At 53.1% G+C, this 19981-nt stretch carries 17 protein-coding genes, 1 tRNA gene and 2 rRNA genes; 16 read left to right on the top strand and 4 right to left on the bottom strand.

The window, feature by feature from the left end; translation table 11 throughout:
* Window positions 1-7 precede the first annotated feature (7 nt).
* The 9 genes from accC to ACOTXI_RS11105 all read left to right on the top strand — a co-directional run bounded on the left by accC (window position 8) and on the right by ACOTXI_RS11105 (window position 9088).
* On the top strand, window positions 8-1357 hold the full coding sequence (gene accC / locus ACOTXI_RS11145; RefSeq protein WP_003860388.1) for an acetyl-CoA carboxylase biotin carboxylase subunit: 1350 nt from the start codon (window positions 8-10) through the stop codon (window positions 1355-1357).
* Between the two features lie 108 nt (window positions 1358-1465).
* On the top strand, window positions 1466-1708 hold the full coding sequence (locus ACOTXI_RS11140; protein WP_021242290.1) for a YhdT family protein: 243 nt from the start codon (window positions 1466-1468) through the stop codon (window positions 1706-1708).
* Entirely contained in the window at window positions 1698-3149 is a 1452-nt protein-coding gene (panF, locus tag ACOTXI_RS11135; RefSeq protein WP_008502858.1) for a sodium/pantothenate symporter, read from the top strand. The genes ACOTXI_RS11140 and panF overlap by 11 nt, the downstream gene beginning before the upstream one ends.
* Window positions 3150-3160: 11 nt before the next feature.
* Window positions 3161-4042 carry a 50S ribosomal protein L11 methyltransferase gene (prmA, locus tag ACOTXI_RS11130; RefSeq protein WP_008502859.1) on the top strand — a complete coding sequence of 294 codons (882 nt, stop codon included), beginning with the start codon at window positions 3161-3163 and terminating at the stop codon, window positions 4040-4042.
* A gap of 127 nt (window positions 4043-4169) precedes the next feature.
* Window positions 4170-4910 carry a carbonic anhydrase gene (locus ACOTXI_RS11125; protein WP_021242291.1) on the top strand — a complete coding sequence of 247 codons (741 nt, stop codon included), beginning with the start codon at window positions 4170-4172 and terminating at the stop codon, window positions 4908-4910.
* 330 nt (window positions 4911-5240) lie between these two features.
* On the top strand, window positions 5241-6206 hold the full coding sequence (gene dusB, locus ACOTXI_RS11120; protein WP_008502861.1) for a tRNA dihydrouridine synthase DusB: 966 nt from the start codon (window positions 5241-5243) through the stop codon (window positions 6204-6206).
* A 23-nt stretch (window positions 6207-6229) separates the two neighbouring features.
* Complete coding sequence (gene fis, locus ACOTXI_RS11115; protein WP_000462905.1) at window positions 6230-6526, top strand: DNA-binding transcriptional regulator Fis; 297 nt, start codon at window positions 6230-6232, stop codon at window positions 6524-6526.
* Window positions 6527-6703: 177 nt separating this feature from the next.
* Window positions 6704-6868 carry a DUF2556 family protein gene (locus tag ACOTXI_RS11110; protein WP_008502862.1) on the top strand — a complete coding sequence of 55 codons (165 nt, stop codon included), beginning with the start codon at window positions 6704-6706 and terminating at the stop codon, window positions 6866-6868.
* Window positions 6869-7006: 138 nt separating this feature from the next.
* Window positions 7007-9088 carry a putative bifunctional diguanylate cyclase/phosphodiesterase gene (locus ACOTXI_RS11105; protein ID WP_008502863.1) on the top strand — a complete coding sequence of 694 codons (2082 nt, stop codon included), beginning with the start codon at window positions 7007-7009 and terminating at the stop codon, window positions 9086-9088.
* On the opposite strand, the gene envR is transcribed toward ACOTXI_RS11105, so the two are convergent.
* A complete protein-coding gene (gene envR / locus ACOTXI_RS11100; RefSeq protein WP_008502864.1) occupies window positions 9004-9723 on the bottom strand; it encodes an acrEF/envCD operon transcriptional regulator in 720 nt (239 codons plus the stop codon). The two genes, ACOTXI_RS11105 and envR, sit on opposite strands and share 85 nt — an antisense overlap.
* Window positions 9724-10111: 388 nt before the next feature.
* Here envR and ACOTXI_RS11095 point away from each other — a divergent pair, with 388 nt between their 5' ends.
* The 7 genes from ACOTXI_RS11095 (at window position 10112) to ACOTXI_RS11065 (ending at window position 19530) form a co-directional block, all read left to right on the top strand.
* Window positions 10112-11251 carry an efflux RND transporter periplasmic adaptor subunit gene (locus ACOTXI_RS11095; protein ID WP_021242293.1) on the top strand — a complete coding sequence of 380 codons (1140 nt, stop codon included), beginning with the start codon at window positions 10112-10114 and terminating at the stop codon, window positions 11249-11251.
* 11 nt (window positions 11252-11262) lie between these two features.
* Window positions 11263-14376, top strand: coding sequence for an efflux RND transporter permease subunit (locus tag ACOTXI_RS11090; protein WP_045409588.1), 3114 nt, complete (start codon window positions 11263-11265; stop codon window positions 14374-14376).
* 304 nt (window positions 14377-14680) lie between these two features.
* The gene (locus ACOTXI_RS11085) at window positions 14681-14902 is read left to right on the top strand and encodes a lipoprotein (RefSeq protein WP_008502867.1); all 222 of its coding nucleotides are present in this window, start codon (window positions 14681-14683) and stop codon (window positions 14900-14902) included.
* Window positions 14903-15376: 474 nt separating this feature from the next.
* Window positions 15377-16402, top strand: a complete 1026-nt coding sequence (locus tag ACOTXI_RS11080) for an amino acid ABC transporter substrate-binding protein (protein WP_008502868.1) — start codon at window positions 15377-15379, stop codon at window positions 16400-16402.
* 67 nt (window positions 16403-16469) lie between these two features.
* Window positions 16470-17651, top strand: coding sequence for an amino acid ABC transporter permease (locus tag ACOTXI_RS11075; protein WP_008502869.1), 1182 nt, complete (start codon window positions 16470-16472; stop codon window positions 17649-17651).
* A gap of 9 nt (window positions 17652-17660) precedes the next feature.
* Window positions 17661-18764 carry an amino acid ABC transporter permease gene (locus ACOTXI_RS11070; protein WP_008502870.1) on the top strand — a complete coding sequence of 368 codons (1104 nt, stop codon included), beginning with the start codon at window positions 17661-17663 and terminating at the stop codon, window positions 18762-18764.
* A 7-nt stretch (window positions 18765-18771) separates the two neighbouring features.
* On the top strand, window positions 18772-19530 hold the full coding sequence (locus ACOTXI_RS11065) for an amino acid ABC transporter ATP-binding protein (RefSeq protein WP_008502871.1): 759 nt from the start codon (window positions 18772-18774) through the stop codon (window positions 19528-19530).
* Between the two features lie 106 nt (window positions 19531-19636).
* Here the strand turns inward: ACOTXI_RS11065 and rrf (ACOTXI_RS11060) are convergent.
* From rrf (ACOTXI_RS11060) to rrf (ACOTXI_RS11050), 3 genes are all read right to left on the bottom strand, one after another.
* Window positions 19637-19752 (bottom strand): 5S ribosomal RNA (gene rrf / locus ACOTXI_RS11060).
* A gap of 43 nt (window positions 19753-19795) precedes the next feature.
* Window positions 19796-19871: transfer RNA gene (locus tag ACOTXI_RS11055), tRNA-Thr, on the bottom strand.
* A gap of 14 nt (window positions 19872-19885) precedes the next feature.
* A 5S ribosomal RNA gene (gene rrf, locus ACOTXI_RS11050) occupies window positions 19886-19981 on the bottom strand; the annotation flags it as partial.

Below are 19981 nucleotides of genomic sequence, written 5' to 3'. Positions count from 1 at the left end.
GGCGTACATGCTGGATAAAATTGTTATCGCCAACCGCGGCGAGATCGCACTGCGTATTCTTCGTGCCTGTAAAGAACTGGGCATCAAGACTGTCGCTGTGCACTCAAGCGCGGATCGCGATTTAAAACACGTATTGCTGGCGGATGAGACGGTCTGTATTGGCCCGGCTCCGTCCGTAAAAAGCTATCTGAACATCCCGGCTATCATCAGCGCCGCTGAAATCACCGGCGCGGTGGCAATTCATCCGGGTTACGGCTTCCTCTCTGAGAACGCCAACTTTGCTGAGCAGGTTGAACGCTCTGGCTTTATCTTCATCGGCCCGAAAGCCGACACCATCCGCCTGATGGGCGACAAAGTGTCTGCGATCACCGCGATGAAAAAAGCCGGTGTACCAACCGTACCAGGCTCTGACGGCCCTCTGACCGACGACATGGATGCTAACCGTGCTCATGCTAAACGCATTGGCTACCCGGTTATCATCAAGGCGTCCGGCGGCGGCGGCGGTCGCGGTATGCGCGTTGTGCGCAGCGATGCTGAACTGGCACAGTCCATCTCCATGACCAAAGCAGAAGCGAAAGCCGCTTTCAGCAATGACATGGTGTACATGGAAAAATACCTGGAAAACCCACGCCACATCGAAATTCAGGTGCTGGCTGACGGTCAGGGTAACGCAATCTATCTGGCAGAACGTGACTGCTCCATGCAGCGTCGTCACCAGAAAGTGGTCGAAGAAGCACCAGCGCCGGGCATTACTCCGGAACTGCGTCGCTACATCGGCGAGCGTTGCGCTAAAGCGTGTGTCGATATCGGCTATCGTGGAGCGGGTACCTTTGAGTTCCTGTTCGAAAACGGCGAGTTCTACTTCATTGAGATGAACACCCGTATTCAGGTTGAACATCCGGTTACCGAAATGATCACCGGGGTTGACCTGATTAAAGAGCAGCTGCGTATCGCAGCCGGTCAGCCGCTGTCCATCAAGCAGGAAGAAGTGGTGGTGAAAGGCCATGCGGTAGAATGCCGTATCAACGCCGAAGACCCGAACACCTTCCTGCCAAGCCCGGGTAAAATCACGCGTTTCCACGCGCCGGGTGGCTTTGGCGTGCGCTGGGAGTCTCATATCTACGCCGGTTACACCGTACCGCCGTACTATGACTCAATGATCGGCAAGCTCATCTGCTACGGCGAAAACCGTGACGTGGCGATTGCCCGCATGAAGAACGCCCTGCAGGAACTGATCATCGACGGAATCAAAACCAACGTTGATCTGCAGATGCGCATCATGAGCGACGAGCACTTCCAGAATGGTGGAACCAACATCCACTATCTGGAGAAAAAACTCGGTCTGAACGAGAAGTAAGAGACCTGTGTTGTGAAAAGGCCGGATTATCCGGCCTTTTTTATTTCTGGGGCCTGGAAAGCCTCATCATGTACAATCCCCGCTTTCTTCATCCACAAGGGACAAAAAATGGACAAACGTTTTGTTCAGGCCCATAAAGAAGCGCGCTGGGCGCTGTGGCTGACCCTTCTCTATCTTGCTGCATGGTTAGTAACCGCTTACTTACCAGACTCTGCTATTGGCATCACCGGCCTGCCGCACTGGTTCGAATTGGCCTGCCTGCTGGTTCCGCTGGTGTTTATCCTGCTGTGCTGGGCAATGGTGAAATTTATCTACCGGGATATTCCGCTGGAGGACGATGATGCAGCTTGAAGTCATTCTGCCGCTTGTCGCTTACCTGCTGGTCGTATTTGGATTGTCCATTTACGCCATGCGCAAAAGAACGACCGGTGCCTTTCTGAACGAGTATTTCCTCGGCAGCCGTTCGATGGGCGGCGTTGTGCTGGCAATGACGCTGACCGCGACCTATATCAGCGCCAGCTCGTTTATTGGCGGCCCCGGTGCGGCCTACAAATACGGGTTAGGCTGGGTTTTGCTGGCGATGATCCAACTGCCTGCCGTCTGGCTCTCGCTGGGCATACTGGGTAAAAAATTTGCCATTCTGGCGCGCCGTTACAATGCCGTGACGCTCAACGATATGCTCTTTGCCCGTTACCAGAGCCGCTTGCTGGTGTGGCTGGCGAGCTTGAGCCTGCTGGTGGCGTTTATCGGTGCGATGACCGTACAGTTTATCGGCGGTGCGCGTCTGCTGGAAACGGCGGCCGGCATCCCTTACGAGACAGGCCTCATCATCTTCGGGGTAAGCATCGCGCTCTATACTGCGTTTGGCGGATTCCGCGCCAGCGTGCTGAACGATACGCTGCAGGGAATGGTGATGCTCATCGGTACGATCGTTCTGCTGGTGGGGATTGTTCATGCGGCGGGTGGACTCACTCACGCGGTGGAAACCCTGGAAGCGATTGACCCGAAACTGGTCTCGCCGCAGGGCGCAGATGATATCCTCTCTCCGACCTTTATGACCTCATTCTGGGTGTTAGTCTGCTTCGGAGTAATTGGTCTGCCGCATACCGCCGTGCGCTGTATCTCCTATAAAGACAGCAAAGCCGTTCACAAGGGCATCATCATCGGGACGATTGTGGTCGCTGTCCTGATGTTTGGTATGCATCTGGCGGGGGCATTAGGGCGCGCGGTAATCCCCGATCTTACCGTGCCGGATCTGGTGATCCCGACGCTGATGGTCAAAGTGCTGCCCCCCTTTGCCGCCGGGATTTTCCTCGCCGCGCCAATGGCCGCCATTATGTCGACCATCAACGCTCAGTTACTGCAAAGTTCCGCTACGATCATTAAAGATCTCTATCTGAACCTGCGCCCTGAACAGGTTGAAAATGAACGTCGCCTGAAGCATATGTCAGCGGTGATTACGCTGGTGCTAGGCGCGTTGCTGCTGTTAGCCGCATGGCGCCCGCCGGAGATGATCATCTGGCTGAACCTGCTGGCATTTGGTGGGCTTGAGGCGGTATTCCTGTGGCCGCTGGTGTTAGGGCTCTACTGGGAACGCGCAAATGCTGCCGGTGCGCTGAGCGCGATGATTGTTGGCGGCGTGCTGTACGCCGTCCTCGCAACGTTTAAGATTCAGTACCTGGGCTTCCATCCGATTGTGCCTTCGTTACTGCTAAGTTTACTGGCGTTTGTGGTGGGGAACCGTTTCGGTCAGCCCGTCCCACAGCCCGCTATGATTTCTACTGATAAATAAAGAGTTTTGCCATGCCGTGGATCCAACTAAAACTGAATACAACCGGCGCGAACGCCGAAGAGCTGAGCGATGCGCTGATGGAGGCCGGCTCGGTCTCTATCACCTTCCAGGACACGCATGACACGCCGGTCTTTGAACCGCTGCCGGGCGAAACCCGCCTGTGGGGCGATACCGACGTGATTGGCCTGTTCGATGCTGAAACCGACATGAAAGAGGTCGTCGCGATTCTGGAAAACCACCCTCTGCTGGGCGCGGGCTTTGCGCACAAAATCGAACAGCTGGAAGACAAAGACTGGGAACGCGAATGGATGGATAACTTCCATCCGATGCAGTTCGGCAAGCGTCTGTGGATCTGCCCAAGCTGGCGCGAGGTTCCTGATGAAAACGCGGTTAACGTCATGCTCGATCCGGGTCTGGCGTTTGGTACCGGCACCCATCCAACGACCTCCCTGTGCCTGCAGTGGCTGGATGGTCTCGATCTGGATGGTAAGACGGTGATCGACTTCGGCTGTGGATCCGGGATCCTTGCGATTGCCGCCCTGAAACTGGGCGCGGCAAAAGCTATCGGGATCGATATCGATCCGCAGGCGATTCAGGCCAGTCGCGACAACGCCGAGCGCAACGGCGTTTCCGATCGACTGGAGCTGTATCTGCCGGATGCACAGCCAGAAGCCATGAAAGCCGATGTGGTGGTTGCAAACATTCTGGCGGGCCCACTGCGCGAGCTGGCTCCGTTAATCAGCGTGCTGCCCGTTGAGGGCGGTCTGCTGGGACTTTCGGGTATCCTGGCAAGCCAGGCAGACAGCGTGTGTGAAGCCTACGCCGATCTTTTCGCTCTCGACCCGGTGGTGGAGAAAGAAGAGTGGTGCCGTATTACCGGTCGTAAAAAATAAGCATTTGGCGTGGTCCTCTGACCACGCCTCTCTCCCACTGATAATCCTCTCTCCCTCTGCCATTCTTCGGTAAAATAACCACACAAATCATGTTGATTTGTATTAAAAAATTCACCGGAAGAATATGATGAAACACATTACAGGCAAGGCAGCGCTGTTTGCGCTGAGCATGGTTTCGGCTTCAGCATTCGCATCACACTGGGGCTATGAAGGGGAAGGTTCACCGGAACACTGGGGTGAACTGGACGAGGCCTACAAGACCTGCCAGAGCGGGATGAACCAGTCTCCGATAAATATTGATTCGACCGCTAACGCCCATCTCTCCCCGCTGCAAACACACTACATTGATGGTCCTGTAACGCTGACCAATAATGGCCATACCATTCAGGCTAGCGAACAGGCTGACACCCGTGACACCATCACTCTGGACAAGCAAACCTGGACGCTCCAGCAGTTCCACTTCCATGCACCAAGCGAAAACACCGTGCACGGCAAGAAGTACGCGATGGAGATGCATCTGGTACATAAAAACAGCGCGGGTGAGCTGACCGTGGTAGCCGTCATGTTTGATAAAGGGGCTGCGAATCCGGAGCTGGATAAGCTGTGGAGCGTGATGCCGCAGCAGGCTGAACAGAACGTCTCCATTGAGAAGGATCTCAACCTGAACAAGCTGCTGCCGAAGGTGAAAACCTACTGGCGCTTTAGCGGATCTCTGACCACGCCACCGTGTTCTGAAGGGGTCACCTGGATCGTGCTCAAACAGCCGTTAACCGTCTCAGCAGAACAGCTTGAGAAATTTACCCATACCATGCATCACGATAATAACCGCCCGGTACAGTCTCTGCATGGGCGCGTTGTGGTCGAATAACGCCCATTCTGAGGCTTAAGATCATGTTCTAAAATGCGACGTAGATCGCAAAGAAGAGGGATAATCTGCTGCTAAAAACAGCAGATTATCCCGCTCAGGTAAGCCATTTATTCAGAAATGATGAGAAGTTACGGGAAATTGTAAGCGCTCATAAAATAGCCATTCCTGCCTAACACAATGATTTAAATAGTGAATAATTCTTAACGGAAAGATTGCGCGGCGATTCCTTGATCTACAACAGTGGATTGTTCAAAGTTTGGCCTTTCATCTCGTGCAAAAAATGCGTAATATACGCCGCCTTGCAGTCACAGTATGGTCATTTCTTAACTCATGCGCATCGGACACCACCAGCTTAGAAATCGCCTGATCGCAGCCCCTATGGCAGGTATTACCGACCGGCCGTTCAGGACGCTGTGCTATGAGATGGGAGCCGGTTTAACCGTATCCGAGATGATGTCGTCTAACCCGCAGGTTTGGGAAAGCGATAAATCCCGCCTTCGGATGGTGCACATTGATGAACCCGGTATTCGCACCGTGCAAATTGCCGGAAGCGTGCCTGAAGAGATGGCAGATGCCGCGCGTATCAACGTGGAAAGTGGTGCCCAGATTATTGATATCAATATGGGGTGCCCGGCCAAAAAAGTGAATCGCAAGCTTGCAGGTTCAGCCCTTCTGCAATACCCCGACCAGGTGAAAGCTATCCTGACGGCGGTTGTCAGCGCAGTGGACGTTCCTGTTACGTTAAAGATTCGCACGGGTTGGTCGCCGGAACACCGTAACTGTGTAGAGATTGCCCAACTGGCCGAAGACTGTGGCATTCAGGCCCTGACCATTCATGGACGCACGCGCGCCTGTTTGTTCAACGGTGAAGCTGAATACGACAGCATTCGGGCAGTTAAGCAGAAAGTTTCCATTCCGATTATCGCGAATGGCGACATAACTGACCCGCTTAAAGCCAGAGCGGTGCTCGACTATACGGGAGCTGATGCTCTGATGATAGGACGTGCCGCTCAGGGAAGACCCTGGATCTTTCGGGAAATCCAGCATTATCTGGACACTGGAGAGCTGCTTGCTCCCCTGCCTCTGGCAGAGGTTAAGCGCTTGCTTTGTTCGCATGTTCGGGAACTGCATGACCACTACGGTCAGGCGAAAGGGTACCGAATTGCGCGTAAACACGTTTCCTGGTATCTCCAGGAGCACGCTCCAGATGACCAGTTTCGGCGCACATTCAACGCCATTGAGGATGCCAGCGAACAGCTGGAGGCGTTGGAGGCATACTTCGAAAATCTTGCGTAATGAAATAAAGAGCTGACAGAACTATGTTCGAACAACGCGTAAATTCTGACGTACTGACCGTTTCTACCGTTAACTCTCAGGATCAGGTAACTCAAAAGCCCCTGCGTGACTCGGTTAAACAGGCACTGAAGAACTATTTTGCTCAACTGAACGGTCAGGATGTTAATGACCTGTATGAGCTGGTACTGGCTGAAGTTGAACAGCCACTGTTGGACATGGTGATGCAATACACCCGCGGTAACCAAACCCGCGCTGCGCTGATGATGGGTATCAACCGTGGTACTCTGCGTAAGAAACTGAAAAAATACGGCATGAACTGATACTAGTCAGTTAAATGCTTGTTTAAAAAGGCGCTCTTCGGCATGGGGAAGCGCCTTTTTTATTCCCTGCTTCACTCCGTCAACGCTTTGTAAACCTTCGCTTATCCCGCTTTAAAACCGCCGCTTTTGGTGTATATTTCCCCCACTTTACTGGCGCTCTTCTCGCGGAATGACACAATGATTCGTAAATACTGGTGGCTGGTTGTCTTTGCAATCTCCGTTTTGATTTTCGATGCACTTCTGATGCAGTGGATTGAACTGATGAGCACCGAAACCGATAAGTGTCGCAATATGAACTCCGTGAATCCCCTGAAACTCGTAAACTGTTCAGAGCTCGACTAGCCGCCTGATTGCGCAAACTCCCCGTGATTACCCACTAAAAACGGGGATTTAAATCCCTTTGAGCCATTACCCGACGGTGATAATGTCTCGCCCTTCTCAACCGCTCTAGCGTAACCCCACACTCGAGTAGAACCGTCCATGCTGGTCAGCCAATACAACCATATCCTTGTTGTCCTCTCCTTTGTTGTTGCCATCCTTGCCGCGTATACCGCACTGAATATGGCGGCACGTGTCGCCGGGAGTGAGGGTGTCGCTGCCCGCGTCTGGCTGGCTGGCGGCGGTATTGCAATGGGCATCGGCGTGTGGGCCATGCATTTTATCGGCATGCTGGCGATGGATCTCTCCATGAGCATGAGCTACAACGCCAGCCTGACGGCGTTATCCATGGTCGTCGCCGTCGGGTCGTCACTGTTCGCGCTCTGGCTCGTGAGCTGCGATCAATTACGCTTGCGCCGTCTGCTGCCCGGTGCGCTGGTGATGGGAAGCGGTATTGTTGCCATGCATTACACCGGCATGGCCGCGCTGGAAGTGATGCCCGGGATAATCTGGGACAAGGTCTGGGTGGCCATTTCGGTCGCCATTGCGCTTGCCGCTTCACTCACGGCATTATGGCTGACCTTCCGCCTGCGTCACGACGTCGCGCAGGTCGTGCTGATGCGCACGGGTGCCGCCATCACCATGGGCATAGCCATTGCCGGGATGCACTACGCCGGGATGAAAGCCGCACAGTTTCCGATGTCCACAATGGTTCACCATGAGGGTATTAACGGGAGCTGGCTGGCGGTGCTGGTGAGCGTTGTCGCGCTCTCTATTCTTGGGATTACCCTGTTGGTATCAATGCTGGACGCCCGCCTTCAGGCGCGTACCGCCCTTCTGGCCTCGTCCCTTGCAGAAGCTAACCGGGAACTCGCACAGCTGGCCCTGCACGATACCCTGACGCGGCTGCCCAACCGTATCCTGCTGGAAGACCGACTCGATCAGGCCATCAGCAAAGCCGATCGCGAGGGGACCCATTTTGCCCTGATGTTCATGGATCTCGACGGCTTTAAAGCCATCAATGACGCTTACGGCCATGATGTCGGTGACAAGCTGCTGATTGCCGTAACGGAGCGCCTGCTGCATCTCCTGAAGGGCCAGTTCACCCTGGCACGTATCGGCGGTGATGAGTTTGTTCTGCTGGCTGAGGGGGAAGGCCCGGACGATGCGGCATCGCTGGCGAATTCGCTGGTGCGCGCGATCGATAGCCCGTTCAACCTCGAGCACTATGAACTGATGGTCACCCTCAGCATTGGGATCGCGCTGTATCCTCACGACGGCAAAACCGAACGTGAGCTCATGTTTAACGCCGATGCGGCGATGTACCATACCAAGCATATGGGCCGGAACGGTTACCACTTTTTCCAGCCCTCGATGAATACGCTGGCGCAGACCCACCTTCAGTTAATGAACGATCTGTGGATGGCGATCGATCGCAATGAGCTCCGCCTGCTGTATCAGCCAAAATTTCACGCCCCCGCCGGCCCTCTCCTTGGATTTGAGGCGTTATTGCGCTGGCAGCATCCTAAGCAGGGGTTACTGACCCCGGACCTTTTCCTGCCGCTGGCGGAAAAAACGGGGCTGATTATCCCTATCGGCAACTGGGTAATTAATGAAGCCTGTCGCCAGCTGCGTGAATGGCATCTTCAGGGACATCAAAGCTGGTCAATGGCGGTAAACCTGTCGACGCTGCAGTTTGAACAGCCTTCGCTGGTCAACACGGTTCTCAACTGCCTGGCACTTCATCATGTGCCACCAGAAATGTTGATCCTGGAGGTGACGGAAACCACGGCAATGAGCAACCCGGATGAAAGTGTACGGGTGCTGACAGAGCTGACGGAAGCGGGCGTAAAGGCCTCCATTGATGATTTTGGCACCGGCTATTCAAGCCTGCTGTACCTCAAGCGCTTACCTGCCTGTGAATTGAAAATCGACAGGGCGTTCGTGAAAGAGCTCAGCGGAGAAAGCGAGGATGCCACCATTGTCTCCGCGATTGTAGCCCTCGCCAAAACACTCAATCTGAAAGTCGTGGCTGAAGGCGTAGAAACCGAAGCACAGCAGGCCTTTTTGACCGAGTTGGGCTGCAACACCCTTCAGGGTTATCTGTTAGGTAAACCCGTCAGCGCGCAAACCATAGAGGCGCTTTGTGCGCGAGGGGAGATGCTACCTGGCGCAGGGCTGTAAGCATCATCATGAGGCGATACGCGAATGACAGGGAGTGTCGCCAGAATGCTATCGACCAGGGCGGGCGCCTGCTGATAAAGATTGAAACTTTCGTTATTCATTAACCAGTTTTTAATTATTCCGCTAAAAAAGCCGTGGAATACGATCAAGGTCAGATCAACATTTACCTTTGGCGAAATGATGTTACGTGAAATACAGGCCTCCAGCGAGGCACGCAGCGTGTCATAATTGAATCCAATCCGTTTTCTGATGTCTCTCTCTGAAATCATGTCACTGCTAAATTCACATTTATGATACAGAATTTGTAAAAGTGCACATTGTCGAGGCTCACGCGCAATATACTGCAACGCAGTAATAAATTGCTCACGAAGTATTAACAATGGATCATCACCTTCGGAAAGGGAAAGCCTGTCGCGAATAATGTCGCGAAGCGGTAATTGCTGCTCCCAGATGGCATTAAATATTTCAGCTTTACTGGTGAAGTGCCAATAGATTGCACCGCGCGTCACATTTGCAGCATCCGCGATGTCCGTCAGCGTGGTGTTGGCTACGCCACGCGTCGCAAACTGCCCGATAGCCGCCTCAATCAACTGCTGCCGGGTTTGTTGAGCTTCTTCTTTCTTTTTCCGCGCCATAGACAACGACTCGCTACTCACAAAGTTTATACGTAACACAGGTCAGGAGAACGAAAGTATTCACCAATTCCCGTTTTAGTTTTGCACAAAAAAAGTCAATCTTCTTAATTTATAGCTTAGCTAAATACATATTTAAGTTTAAATTCACGCCATGAATAAATGAGGCACATTAAGCGCTATTTAACTGATTAGCTTGCCGGAAGAAGACAAAGAAATAAACCGAGTCTGATTCTGATTTTTCTGCTCAGACCTTGCCATTCGCACTTATAAATTAAAAAACATTAAATACCCTCATTATTATACGCAGCTACATTTTATTTTTTTATCCCGCTGTCCCTGCTACCGATTCACGCTAAATATCGGTTACCGGGTATTTAAAGGAACAGTAATGACGAATCATTTCAGACGCTTACCCTTAGCCGGTTTCATTGTCTGCGCTGTGCTGCTCTCAGGATGCGATGGCCAGGAAAACCAACAACAACATCCGCAGGCTCCCCAGGTCAGTGTGCATATTGTGAAAAGCGCACCGCTGGCTGTCACCACTGAACTCCCGGGCAGAACAGATGCGTTCCGCGTTGCAGAGGTTCGTCCGCAGGTTAGCGGTATTATCCTGCGTCGCAACTTCACGGAGGGCAGCGATGTAAAAGCTGGAGATTCGCTTTACCAGATTGATCCTGCAACCTATCAGGCGGCTTACGACAACGCCAAAGGCGAGCTGGCGAAGGCCCAGGCGGCGGCCAATATTGCTCACCTGACGGTGAAACGTTATCTCCCGCTGGTCGGTACACAGTATGTCAGCAAGCAGGAGTATGACCAGGCCGTGGCCACGGCCCAGCAGGCAGACGCCAGCGTCGTCGCCGCCAAAGCGGGCGTTGAAAGCGCGCGCATCAACCTTGCCTATACCAAAGTGACATCGCCCGTTGATGGTCGCATCGGCAAATCCAGCGTAACGGAAGGGGCGCTGGTCACCAACGGGCAGGCAGCGGCGCTGGCAACGGTTCAGCAGCTTGATCCGATGTATGTCGATGTCACCCAGTCCAGTAATGATTTTTTGCGCCTGAAGCAGACGAGCCTGCAAAAAGGCGATACCGCCAGCAGCGTTGAGCTACTGATGGAGAACGGGCAGCCCTATCCGCTGAAAGGCACATTGCAGTTCTCAGACGTCACGGTGGATCAAAGTACCGGCTCGATTACCCTGCGCGCCATTTTCCCGAATCCTCAACATCTGCTGTTACCGGGTATGTTCGTTCGCGCCCGGATTGATGAAGGTACGCAGCCGGATGCGATTCTGGTTCCCCAGCAAGGCGTGACTCGTACGCCGCGAGGCGATGCCACCGTGATGGTGGTGAACGATAAAAATCAGGTTGAGTCTCGCACCGTCGTTGCGCCTCAGGCGATTGGCGACCGCTGGCTGGTGACGGAAGGGCTGAAAAACGGTGACCGCGTGATTGTTAGCGGGCTACAAAAGGTCAGACCGGGCGTAACCGTCGTCGCCACGCCTGATACCACCACCGCTCCAGCCAGTTAAGGGACGACGACATGGCTAATTTCTTTATTCAGAGACCGGTTTTCGCCTGGGTACTTGCCATCATTTTGATGATTGCTGGTGGGCTGGCCATTCTCAAACTTCCCGTCGCACAGTATCCGACCATTGCGCCTCCCGCCGTGGCGATATCCGCGACCTACCCGGGAGCAGATGCTCAAACAGTGCAGGATACCGTGACCCAGGTTATCGAGCAGAACATGAACGGTATCGATAACCTGATGTATATGTCCTCCACCAGCGATTCAGCGGGTAACGTCACCATCACCCTGACCTTCGAGTCCGGAACCGATCCGGACATCGCCCAGGTGCAGGTGCAGAACAAGCTGCAGCTCGCCATGCCGCTGCTGCCGCAAGAGGTGCAGCAGCAAGGGATTGGCGTTGAGAAGTCCAGCAGTAGCTTCCTGCTGGTCGCCGGTTTTGTTTCAGACAACAAAAACCTCACGCAGAATGACATCTCCGACTATGTTGCCTCGAACGTCAAAGATGCCATCAGCCGAACGTCTGGGGTCGGAGACGTGCAGCTGTTCGGTGCCCAGTATGCGATGCGTATCTGGCTCGACAGCAATGCGATGAACAAATACCAGCTGACGCCGCTGGATATTATCAACCAGCTGAAAACGCAGAACGACCAGATAGCGGCAGGCCAGTTGGGCGGGACGCCATCCATCCCAGGACAGCAGCTGAATGCCTCGATCATCGCGCAAACCCGCCTGAAATCACCGGAAGAGTTTGGCCGCGTGACGCTCAAGGTGAACCAGGACGGCTCGATGGTGCATCTGAAGGATGTGGCTCGCATTGAACTGGGTGGCGAAAACTACAACATGGTGACAAAAATCAACGGGCAGGCGGCAACCGGCCTGGGGATTAAGCTGGCAACAGGGGCAAATGCGCTGGATACAGCGGCAGCCATCAAGAGCAAGCTGGCACAACTGCAGCCGTTCTTCCCGCAGGGGCTAAAAGTCGTCTACCCCTATGACACCACACCGTTTGTGAAAATCTCCATCCACGAAGTGGTGAAGACCCTGTTTGAAGCGATTATTCTCGTCTTCCTGGTTATGTACTTGTTCCTGCAAAACCTGCGGGCAACGCTCATCCCGACTATCGCGGTTCCGGTCGTTCTGCTGGGTACCTTCGCGGTTCTGGCGGCGTTCGGTTTCTCCATCAATACCCTGACAATGTTCGGCATGGTGCTGGCGATAGGTCTGCTGGTTGATGACGCTATCGTGGTCGTTGAGAACGTTGAACGCGTCATGGTCGAGGACAAGCTGCCGCCGAAAGAGGCTACGCAGAAATCGATGGGACAGATCCAGGGGGCACTGGTGGGGATCGCCATGGTGCTCTCGGCGGTCTTTATCCCGATGGCCTTTTTTGGCGGCTCGACGGGGGCGATCTATCGCCAGTTCTCGCTGACCATCGTTTCCGCTATGGCATTGTCAGTACTGGTTGCGCTAATCCTGACGCCAGCGCTCTGTGCAACGTTGCTTAAGCCTGTATCAGCGGATCATCATGACAAAAAAGGGGGTTTCTTCGGCTGGTTTAATGCGCTCTTTGATAAGAGCGTTGAGCACTACAGTAACAGCGTGAGCGGTATCTTGCGCAAGACCGGACGCTATCTGTTGGTGTACGTCATTATTGTCGGTGGAATGGCGGTGCTCTTCCTGCGCTTACCGACCTCCTTCCTCCCCGAAGAGGATCAGGGGGTGTTTATGACAATGGTTCAGCTCCCGGCGGGGGCAACCCAGACGCGTACTCAGCAGGTTCTCGACCAGGTTCAGGACTACTACCTGAACAAAGAGAAAGCAAATGTTGAATCCGTCTTTACTGTAAACGGCTTTAGCTTTAGCGGCCAGGGTCAGAACTCCGGTATTGCCTTCATCAGCCTGAAGCCCTGGGAAGAGCGTCCTGGGGCGGAAAATGGCGTTGAAGCCATTGTGGGTCGCGCGACAAAAGCTTTCAGTCAGATTAAAGACGGCCTTGTATTCCCGTTTAACCTGCCCGCTATTATTGAGTTAGGTACCGCAACGGGCTTCGACTTTGAACTTATCGATCAGGCAAACCTGGGGCATACCCAGCTGACGCAGGCGCGTAACCAGCTGCTCGGCATGGTGAAAGAGCACCCTGATCTGCTGGTGCGCGTGCGTCCTAACGGTCTTGAAGATACGCCTCAGTTCAAACTGGATGTCGATCAGGAGAAAGCACAGGCGCTGGGCGTCAGTCTTTCTGACGTCAACCAGACGATTTCGACGGCCTTAGGGGGCACCTATGTGAATGACTTTATCGATCATGGCCGCGTGAAAAAAGTCTATGTACAGGCCGACGCGAAATTCCGTATGTTGCCAGGGGATATTAACAACCTTTATGTGCGCAGCGCGAACGGGGAAATGGTGCCGTTCTCAGCCTTTAGCAACGCTCACTGGGTTTATGGTTCACCTCGTCTGGAGCGCTACAACGGAATGCCTTCGATGGAGATCCTCGGCGAATCAGCCCCGGGTAAAAGTACCGGTGAGGCCATGGCTATGATGGAAAGCCTCGCGGCAAAATTGCCTTCCGGCATCGGTTATGACTGGACGGGAATGTCTTACCAGGAGCGACTTTCAGGTAATCAGGCGCCTGCACTGTACGCCATTTCACTGATCGTGGTGTTCCTGTGTCTGGCAGCGCTGTATGAAAGCTGGTCCATTCCGTTCTCCGTTATGCTGGTTGTGCCGTTGGGGGTCATCGGGGCCCTTCTCGCAGCCTCGCTGCGCGGGTTAAACAATGACGTCTATTTCCAGGTCGGCCTGCTGACCACAATTGGTCTGTCGGCGAAAAACGCCATCCTGATCGTCGAATTTGCTAAAGACCTGATGGAGAAAGAAGGTAAAGGCATCATTGAAGCTACGCTTGAAGCGTCAAGGATGCGCCTTCGACCGATCCTGATGACCTCCCTGGCCTTTATCCTTGGCGTCATGCCGCTGGTGATCAGTACCGGAGCCGGGAGCGGTGCGCAAAACGCCGTCGGTACGGGTGTGATGGGGGGAATGCTTTCCGCAACGCTTCTGGCGATTTTCTTCGTGCCCGTCTTCTTTGTGGTTGTTCGTCGACGCTTTACCCGCCATAAAGATTAACATTTCCCTAAAAAGGCACCTCTGGTGCCTTTTTTATTTTTAACATAAACAATGAATTAGGCATTAAGCAAAAGCCATGTTAAAAATACAGTGATTTGCATTAAGTAAAAACACTCTCTTACCCCTTCATAATGTCTCCATTAATTCGTCCGGAAATCGATTTTTCTCCACGATTTTTACAAACTACATAATTTGAGATTATTCCTCGTGTAACGCGGACTTACCCCGGTGGTAAAATAACCTCCAGTTCGTTAATTGCCCTCCTGGCTTTATAGCGGACGAGAAATAATACTGAGGTAACATCATGAAAAGATTCATTTCCGTTGCACTACTCGCTGCGCTGCTTGCTGGTTGCGCGCACGACTCTCCATGTGTACCGGTTTACGACGACCAGGGCCGACTGGTTCATACCAATACCTGTATGAAAGGCACCACCCAGGACAACTGGGAAACAGCAGGTGCTATCGCCGGCGGCGCTGCCGCAGTGGCGGGCTTGACGCTGGGTATTGTTGCCCTGACGAAGTAACATCAGTTAAGAAAGCGCGGCTCTGGCCGCGCTTTTGCTTTTAATCAGTGCACTATTTTCAAAGAAGTAAAAAAATAGCCCCGTATTTATTCGTGCCTTTCATTTCAGCCTGAAGCCAGTCACATCTTTTTCGTACACTTTTTTAAATTACCTGTTCTATTGTGATGATTTTCACACATTAATATTATTGAATATCCTGCCAATATTCACTCTGGAAACTATCTCTTCTTTTTTCTGGCGCGCCTCAAAACTTTTGCTCCAATTTGTGGCACAGGTTGTAATTTCGCACCGTTTCAGGGCGCTCGTTTTATTTAAGCCTGTCTACACTCAGCATTAAGCGTTCACTCATCTCTTATTTTGCCGAACGCAAAACTGGCATTACGTTTGCTTTATAAACGTTGGCCAAAGCCACAGACAGGTAAAGCGTTTAAAAAACGCCTCTATAACGATAAATTTCGCCACACAGGAAGCATTATGAAAAAGACGATGATAGCCAGCCTGGCCGCTGCAGGCTTGATGTTTGCCGTAGCCGGTCAAGCCCATGCGGGAACGACACTGGATGCCGTTAAAAAGAAAGGTTTTGTTCAATGTGGTATCAGTGACGGTTTGCCTGGCTTCTCTTATGCCGATGCGAACGGCAAATTTACCGGTATTGATGTAGATGTCTGCCGTGGTGTTGCCGCCGCCGTTTTTGGCGATGACAGCAAGGTAAAATATACCCCGCTGACGGCAAAAGAACGCTTTACGGCACTGCAGTCCGGCGAGGTTGACATGCTCTCCCGTAATACCACCTGGACCTCCTCCCGCGACGCGGGTATGGGGATGTCATTTACGGGCGTGACCTATTATGACGGGATCGGCTTCCTGACCCACAATAAAGCAGGCCTGAAAAGCGCCAAAGAGCTGGATGGTGCGACCGTTTGTATTCAGGCGGGTACCGATACCGAGCTGAACGTCGCCGATTATTTCAAAGCAAATAACATGAAATACACGCCAGTGACATTCGACCGCTCGGATGAGTCGGCTAAAGCGCTGGAATCGGGCCGTTGCGACACGCTGGCCTCTGACCAGTCACAGCTGTACGCCTTACGCATTAAGCTGAGCAATCCGGCAGAGTGGATTGTCCTGCCTGAAGTGATCTCCAAAGAACCTCTCGGACCCGTCGTTCGTCGTGGCGATGAAGACTGGTTCTCCATTGTTCGCTGGACGCTGTTTGCCATGCTGAACGCAGAAGAGATGGGCATCAACTCGAAAAACGTGGATGAGAAAGCGGCTAATCCATCTAACCCGGATATGGCGCACCTGCTCGGTAAAGAAGGTGATTTCGGCAAAGATCTGAAGCTGGATAATAAATGGGCTTACAACATCATCAAACAGGTGGGCAACTACTCGGAGATCTTTGAACGCAACGTGGGATCGGAAAGCCCGCTGAAGATCAAACGCGGTCAGAACAATCTCTGGAACAACGGCGGTATTCAGTACGCGCCACCAGTACGTTAAGTCATAGCTGTAACGGGCACTGCTCATGCAGTGCCCACTCCAGAGTCATGGTTACTGAGGTTTCTTTATGTCCCATCGCCGCTCAGCCGTAAAAGGATCGCTATCCTTTTCTCATCCCGCGGTCCGCGCCTGGCTATTCCAGATTATTGCTATTGTTGCGGTTGTTCTCATCGCCGTGTATCTCATCCATAACACCATCACCAACCTGAACAATCGCGGCATTACCTCCGGTTTTGCGTTTTTGGATCGCAGCGCGGGCTTTGGCATTGTTCAGCATCTTATTGATTACCAGGAAGGTGACACGTACGGACGCGTATTCGTGGTCGGTTTACTGAATACGCTGTTGGTATCGGCGCTTTGTATCGTCTTCGCGTCGATACTGGGCTTCTTTATTGGCCTGGCGCGTCTTTCTGAAAACTGGCTCCTGCGGAAGCTGTCGACGGTTTATATCGAGACGTTCCGCAATATCCCCCCGCTGCTGCAGATCTTCTTCTGGTATTTCGCCGTACTGCGTAACCTTCCTGGTCCCCGTCAGGCCGTCGACGCGTTTGAGCTGTTTTTCCTGAGTAACCGTGGGTTGTCCATTCCTTCTCCTCAGCCGGGCGAAGGACTGTATGCTTTCATCGGCGCAATTGTGATAGCGCTTGCCCTCTCCGCTGGGGTATTCCGTTTTAACCGCAAGCATCAGATCAAAACCGGTCAGCTTCGTAGAACCTGGCCCACCGCAGTCATCCTGATCGTTAGCCTGCCACTAGTGGCACACTGGCTGTTTGGCGCCGCGTTGCACTGGGATGTTCCCCATCTGCGAGGCTTTAACTTCCAGGGGGGAATGGTGTTAATTCCTGAGCTGGCGGCCCTGACATTGGCGCTATCGATTTATACCTCAGCCTTTATCGCTGAGATTATTCGTGCCGGGATCCAGGCCGTCCCGCACGGGCAACACGAAGCGGCACGCTCATTAGGATTACCGCATACGGTGACGCTTCGCCAGGTCATTATTCCGCAGGCGTTGCGGGTCATCATTCCGCCTCTGACCAGCCAGTATCTTAACATCGTCAAAAACTCGTCGCTGGCCGCCGCTATTGGTTACCCGGATATGGTTTCACTCTTCGCCGGAACCGTGCTTAACCAGACCGGACAAGCCATTGAAACCATAGCCATCACCATGTCTGTCTATCTCATCATCAGCCTGGTAATTTCACTGCTGATGAACCTCTATAACCGTCGTATAGCACTGGTCGAGCGCTAAGGATCTATGATGACAAAAGCGATACTGTCGCACGCCTCGCGCCCTGCCAACTCGACAGGTGGACGTTTCATTCTCTGGGCGCGAAAGAATCTGTTCTCCAGCTGGAGTAACAGCCTGCTGACGATTGTCTGCCTGTGGCTCATGTGGGAATTGATTCCTCCCCTGCTGAACTGGGCGTTTTTACAGGCCAACTGGGTCGGTTCAACCCGAGCTGACTGTACAAAAGCCGGTGCCTGCTGGGTGTTTATTCATGAACGTTTCGGTCAGTTCATGTATGGATTGTATCCGCATGAACAGCGCTGGCGGATTAATCTCGCGCTGGTTATCGGCCTGCTCTCTGTTGCGGTCATGTTCTGGAAAAAGCTGCCTCATCGTGGACGCTATATTGCCGTCTGGGCAGTGGTTTATCCAATTATTGTCTGGGTGCTCTTGTATGGCGGTTTTCTGGGGCTGGAACGCGTTGAAACACGCCAGTGGGGCGGACTGACGCTGACGTTGATTATCGCGTCAGTGGGGATAGCCGGTGCTCTGCCGTGGGGGATTTTACTTGCCCTCGGACGGCGTTCAAAAATGCCGATCGTTCGCGTGCTCTCCGTTATCTTCATTGAGTTCTGGCGCGGCGTACCGCTTATCACCGTTCTGTTTATGTCATCGGTCATGCTGCCGCTATTTATGGCAGAAGGAACAACGATCGACAAACTGATCCGTGCCCTGGTCGGGGTGATTCTCTTCCAGTCCGCCTATGTCGCTGAAGTTGTGCGCGGTGGTCTGCAGGCGTTGCCTAAAGGCCAGTACGAAGCGGCGGAATCACTGGCTCTCGGCTACTGGAAAACGCAGGGACTGGTCATTCTTCCCCAGGCACTCAAGCTGGTCATCCCGGGCCTGGTCAACACGATCATTGCCCTCTTCAAGGATACCAGCCTGGTGATCATCATCGGGTTGTTCGATCTCTTTAGCAGCGTACAACAGGCAACCGTTGACCCTGTCTGGCTGGGTATGTCCACCGAAGGATATGTCTTTGCTGCCCTGATCTACTGGATCTTTTGTTTTAGCATGTCGCGCTACAGCCAGCATCTGGAACAGCGCTTTAACACCGGGCGTACACCGCACTGAGGAAAATATGAGCCAAATAACTATGACACCCGCCGACGCGATGATTACGCTGGAAGACGTGAACAAATGGTACGGACAGTTTCATGTCCTGAAGGATATTAATCTTAAGGTCAAGCAGGGAGAGCGCATCGTCCTGTGCGGCCCGTCCGGCTCCGGGAAATCCACAACCATTCGCTGTATTAACCACCTTGAAGAGCATCAGCAAGGACGCATCGTGGTTGATGGTATCGAGCTGAATGAAGATATCCGCAATATCGAACGCGTGCGTCAGGAAGTGGGAATGGTATTTCAGCACTTTAATCTTTTTCCGCACCTGACCGTTCTGCAGAACTGTACGCTCGCACCGATTTGGGTACGAAAGATGCCGAAAAAGGAAGCCGAGGCGTTGGCAATGCACTATCTGGAGCGTGTACGTATCGCAGAGCATGCCAATAAGTTTCCTGGTCAGATATCGGGTGGACAGCAGCAGCGTGTGGCTATCGCCCGTTCACTGTGTATGAAACCGAAAATTATGCTGTTTGATGAACCGACATCAGCCCTCGATCCGGAAATGGTGAAGGAGGTTCTGGATACCATGATTGGACTGGCACAATCCGGCATGACCATGCTGTGTGTCACGCATGAGATGGGGTTCGCGCGAACCGTGGCTGACCGGGTGATCTTTATGGATCGTGGGGAGATTGTTGAGCAGGCGCCGCCAGATGAGTTCTTTGCGCATCCGAAGTCAGAACGTACGCGAGCATTCCTGTCGCAGGTGATTCATTAATCAGATCTTTTTGCCCGGTGGCGCTGCGCTTACCGGGCCTACCGTTTTCACGAGAATCATAACGCAAAAAGGCCATCCTTTCGGATGGCCTTCTCACTTATTTGATGTCTGGCAGTTCCCTACTCTCACATGGGGAGACCCCACACTACCATCGGCGCTACGGCGTTTCACTTCTGAGTTCGGCATGGGGTCAGGTGGGACCACCGCGCTAAAGCCGCCAGACAAATTCTTTTACTTCTTGCCGAACTTTAACCTAAGTATAAAGTGGTGCTGATACCCAGAGTCGAACTGGGGACCTCACCCTTACCAAGGGTGCGCTCTACCAACTGAGCCATATCAGCACGCTAAATTTGATGCCTGGCAGTTCCCTACTCTCACATGGGGAGACCCCACACTACCATCGGCGCTACGGCGTTTCACTTCTGAGTTCGGCATGGGGTCAGGTGGGACC

It is taken from the genome of Enterobacter cloacae complex sp. BZL2005 (assembly GCF_049238885.1).
Lineage (GTDB): Bacteria > Pseudomonadota > Gammaproteobacteria > Enterobacterales > Enterobacteriaceae > Enterobacter > Enterobacter roggenkampii.
Note: the sequence above shows the minus strand (reverse complement) of the source record. Positions and strands in the feature narration are given on the sequence as shown.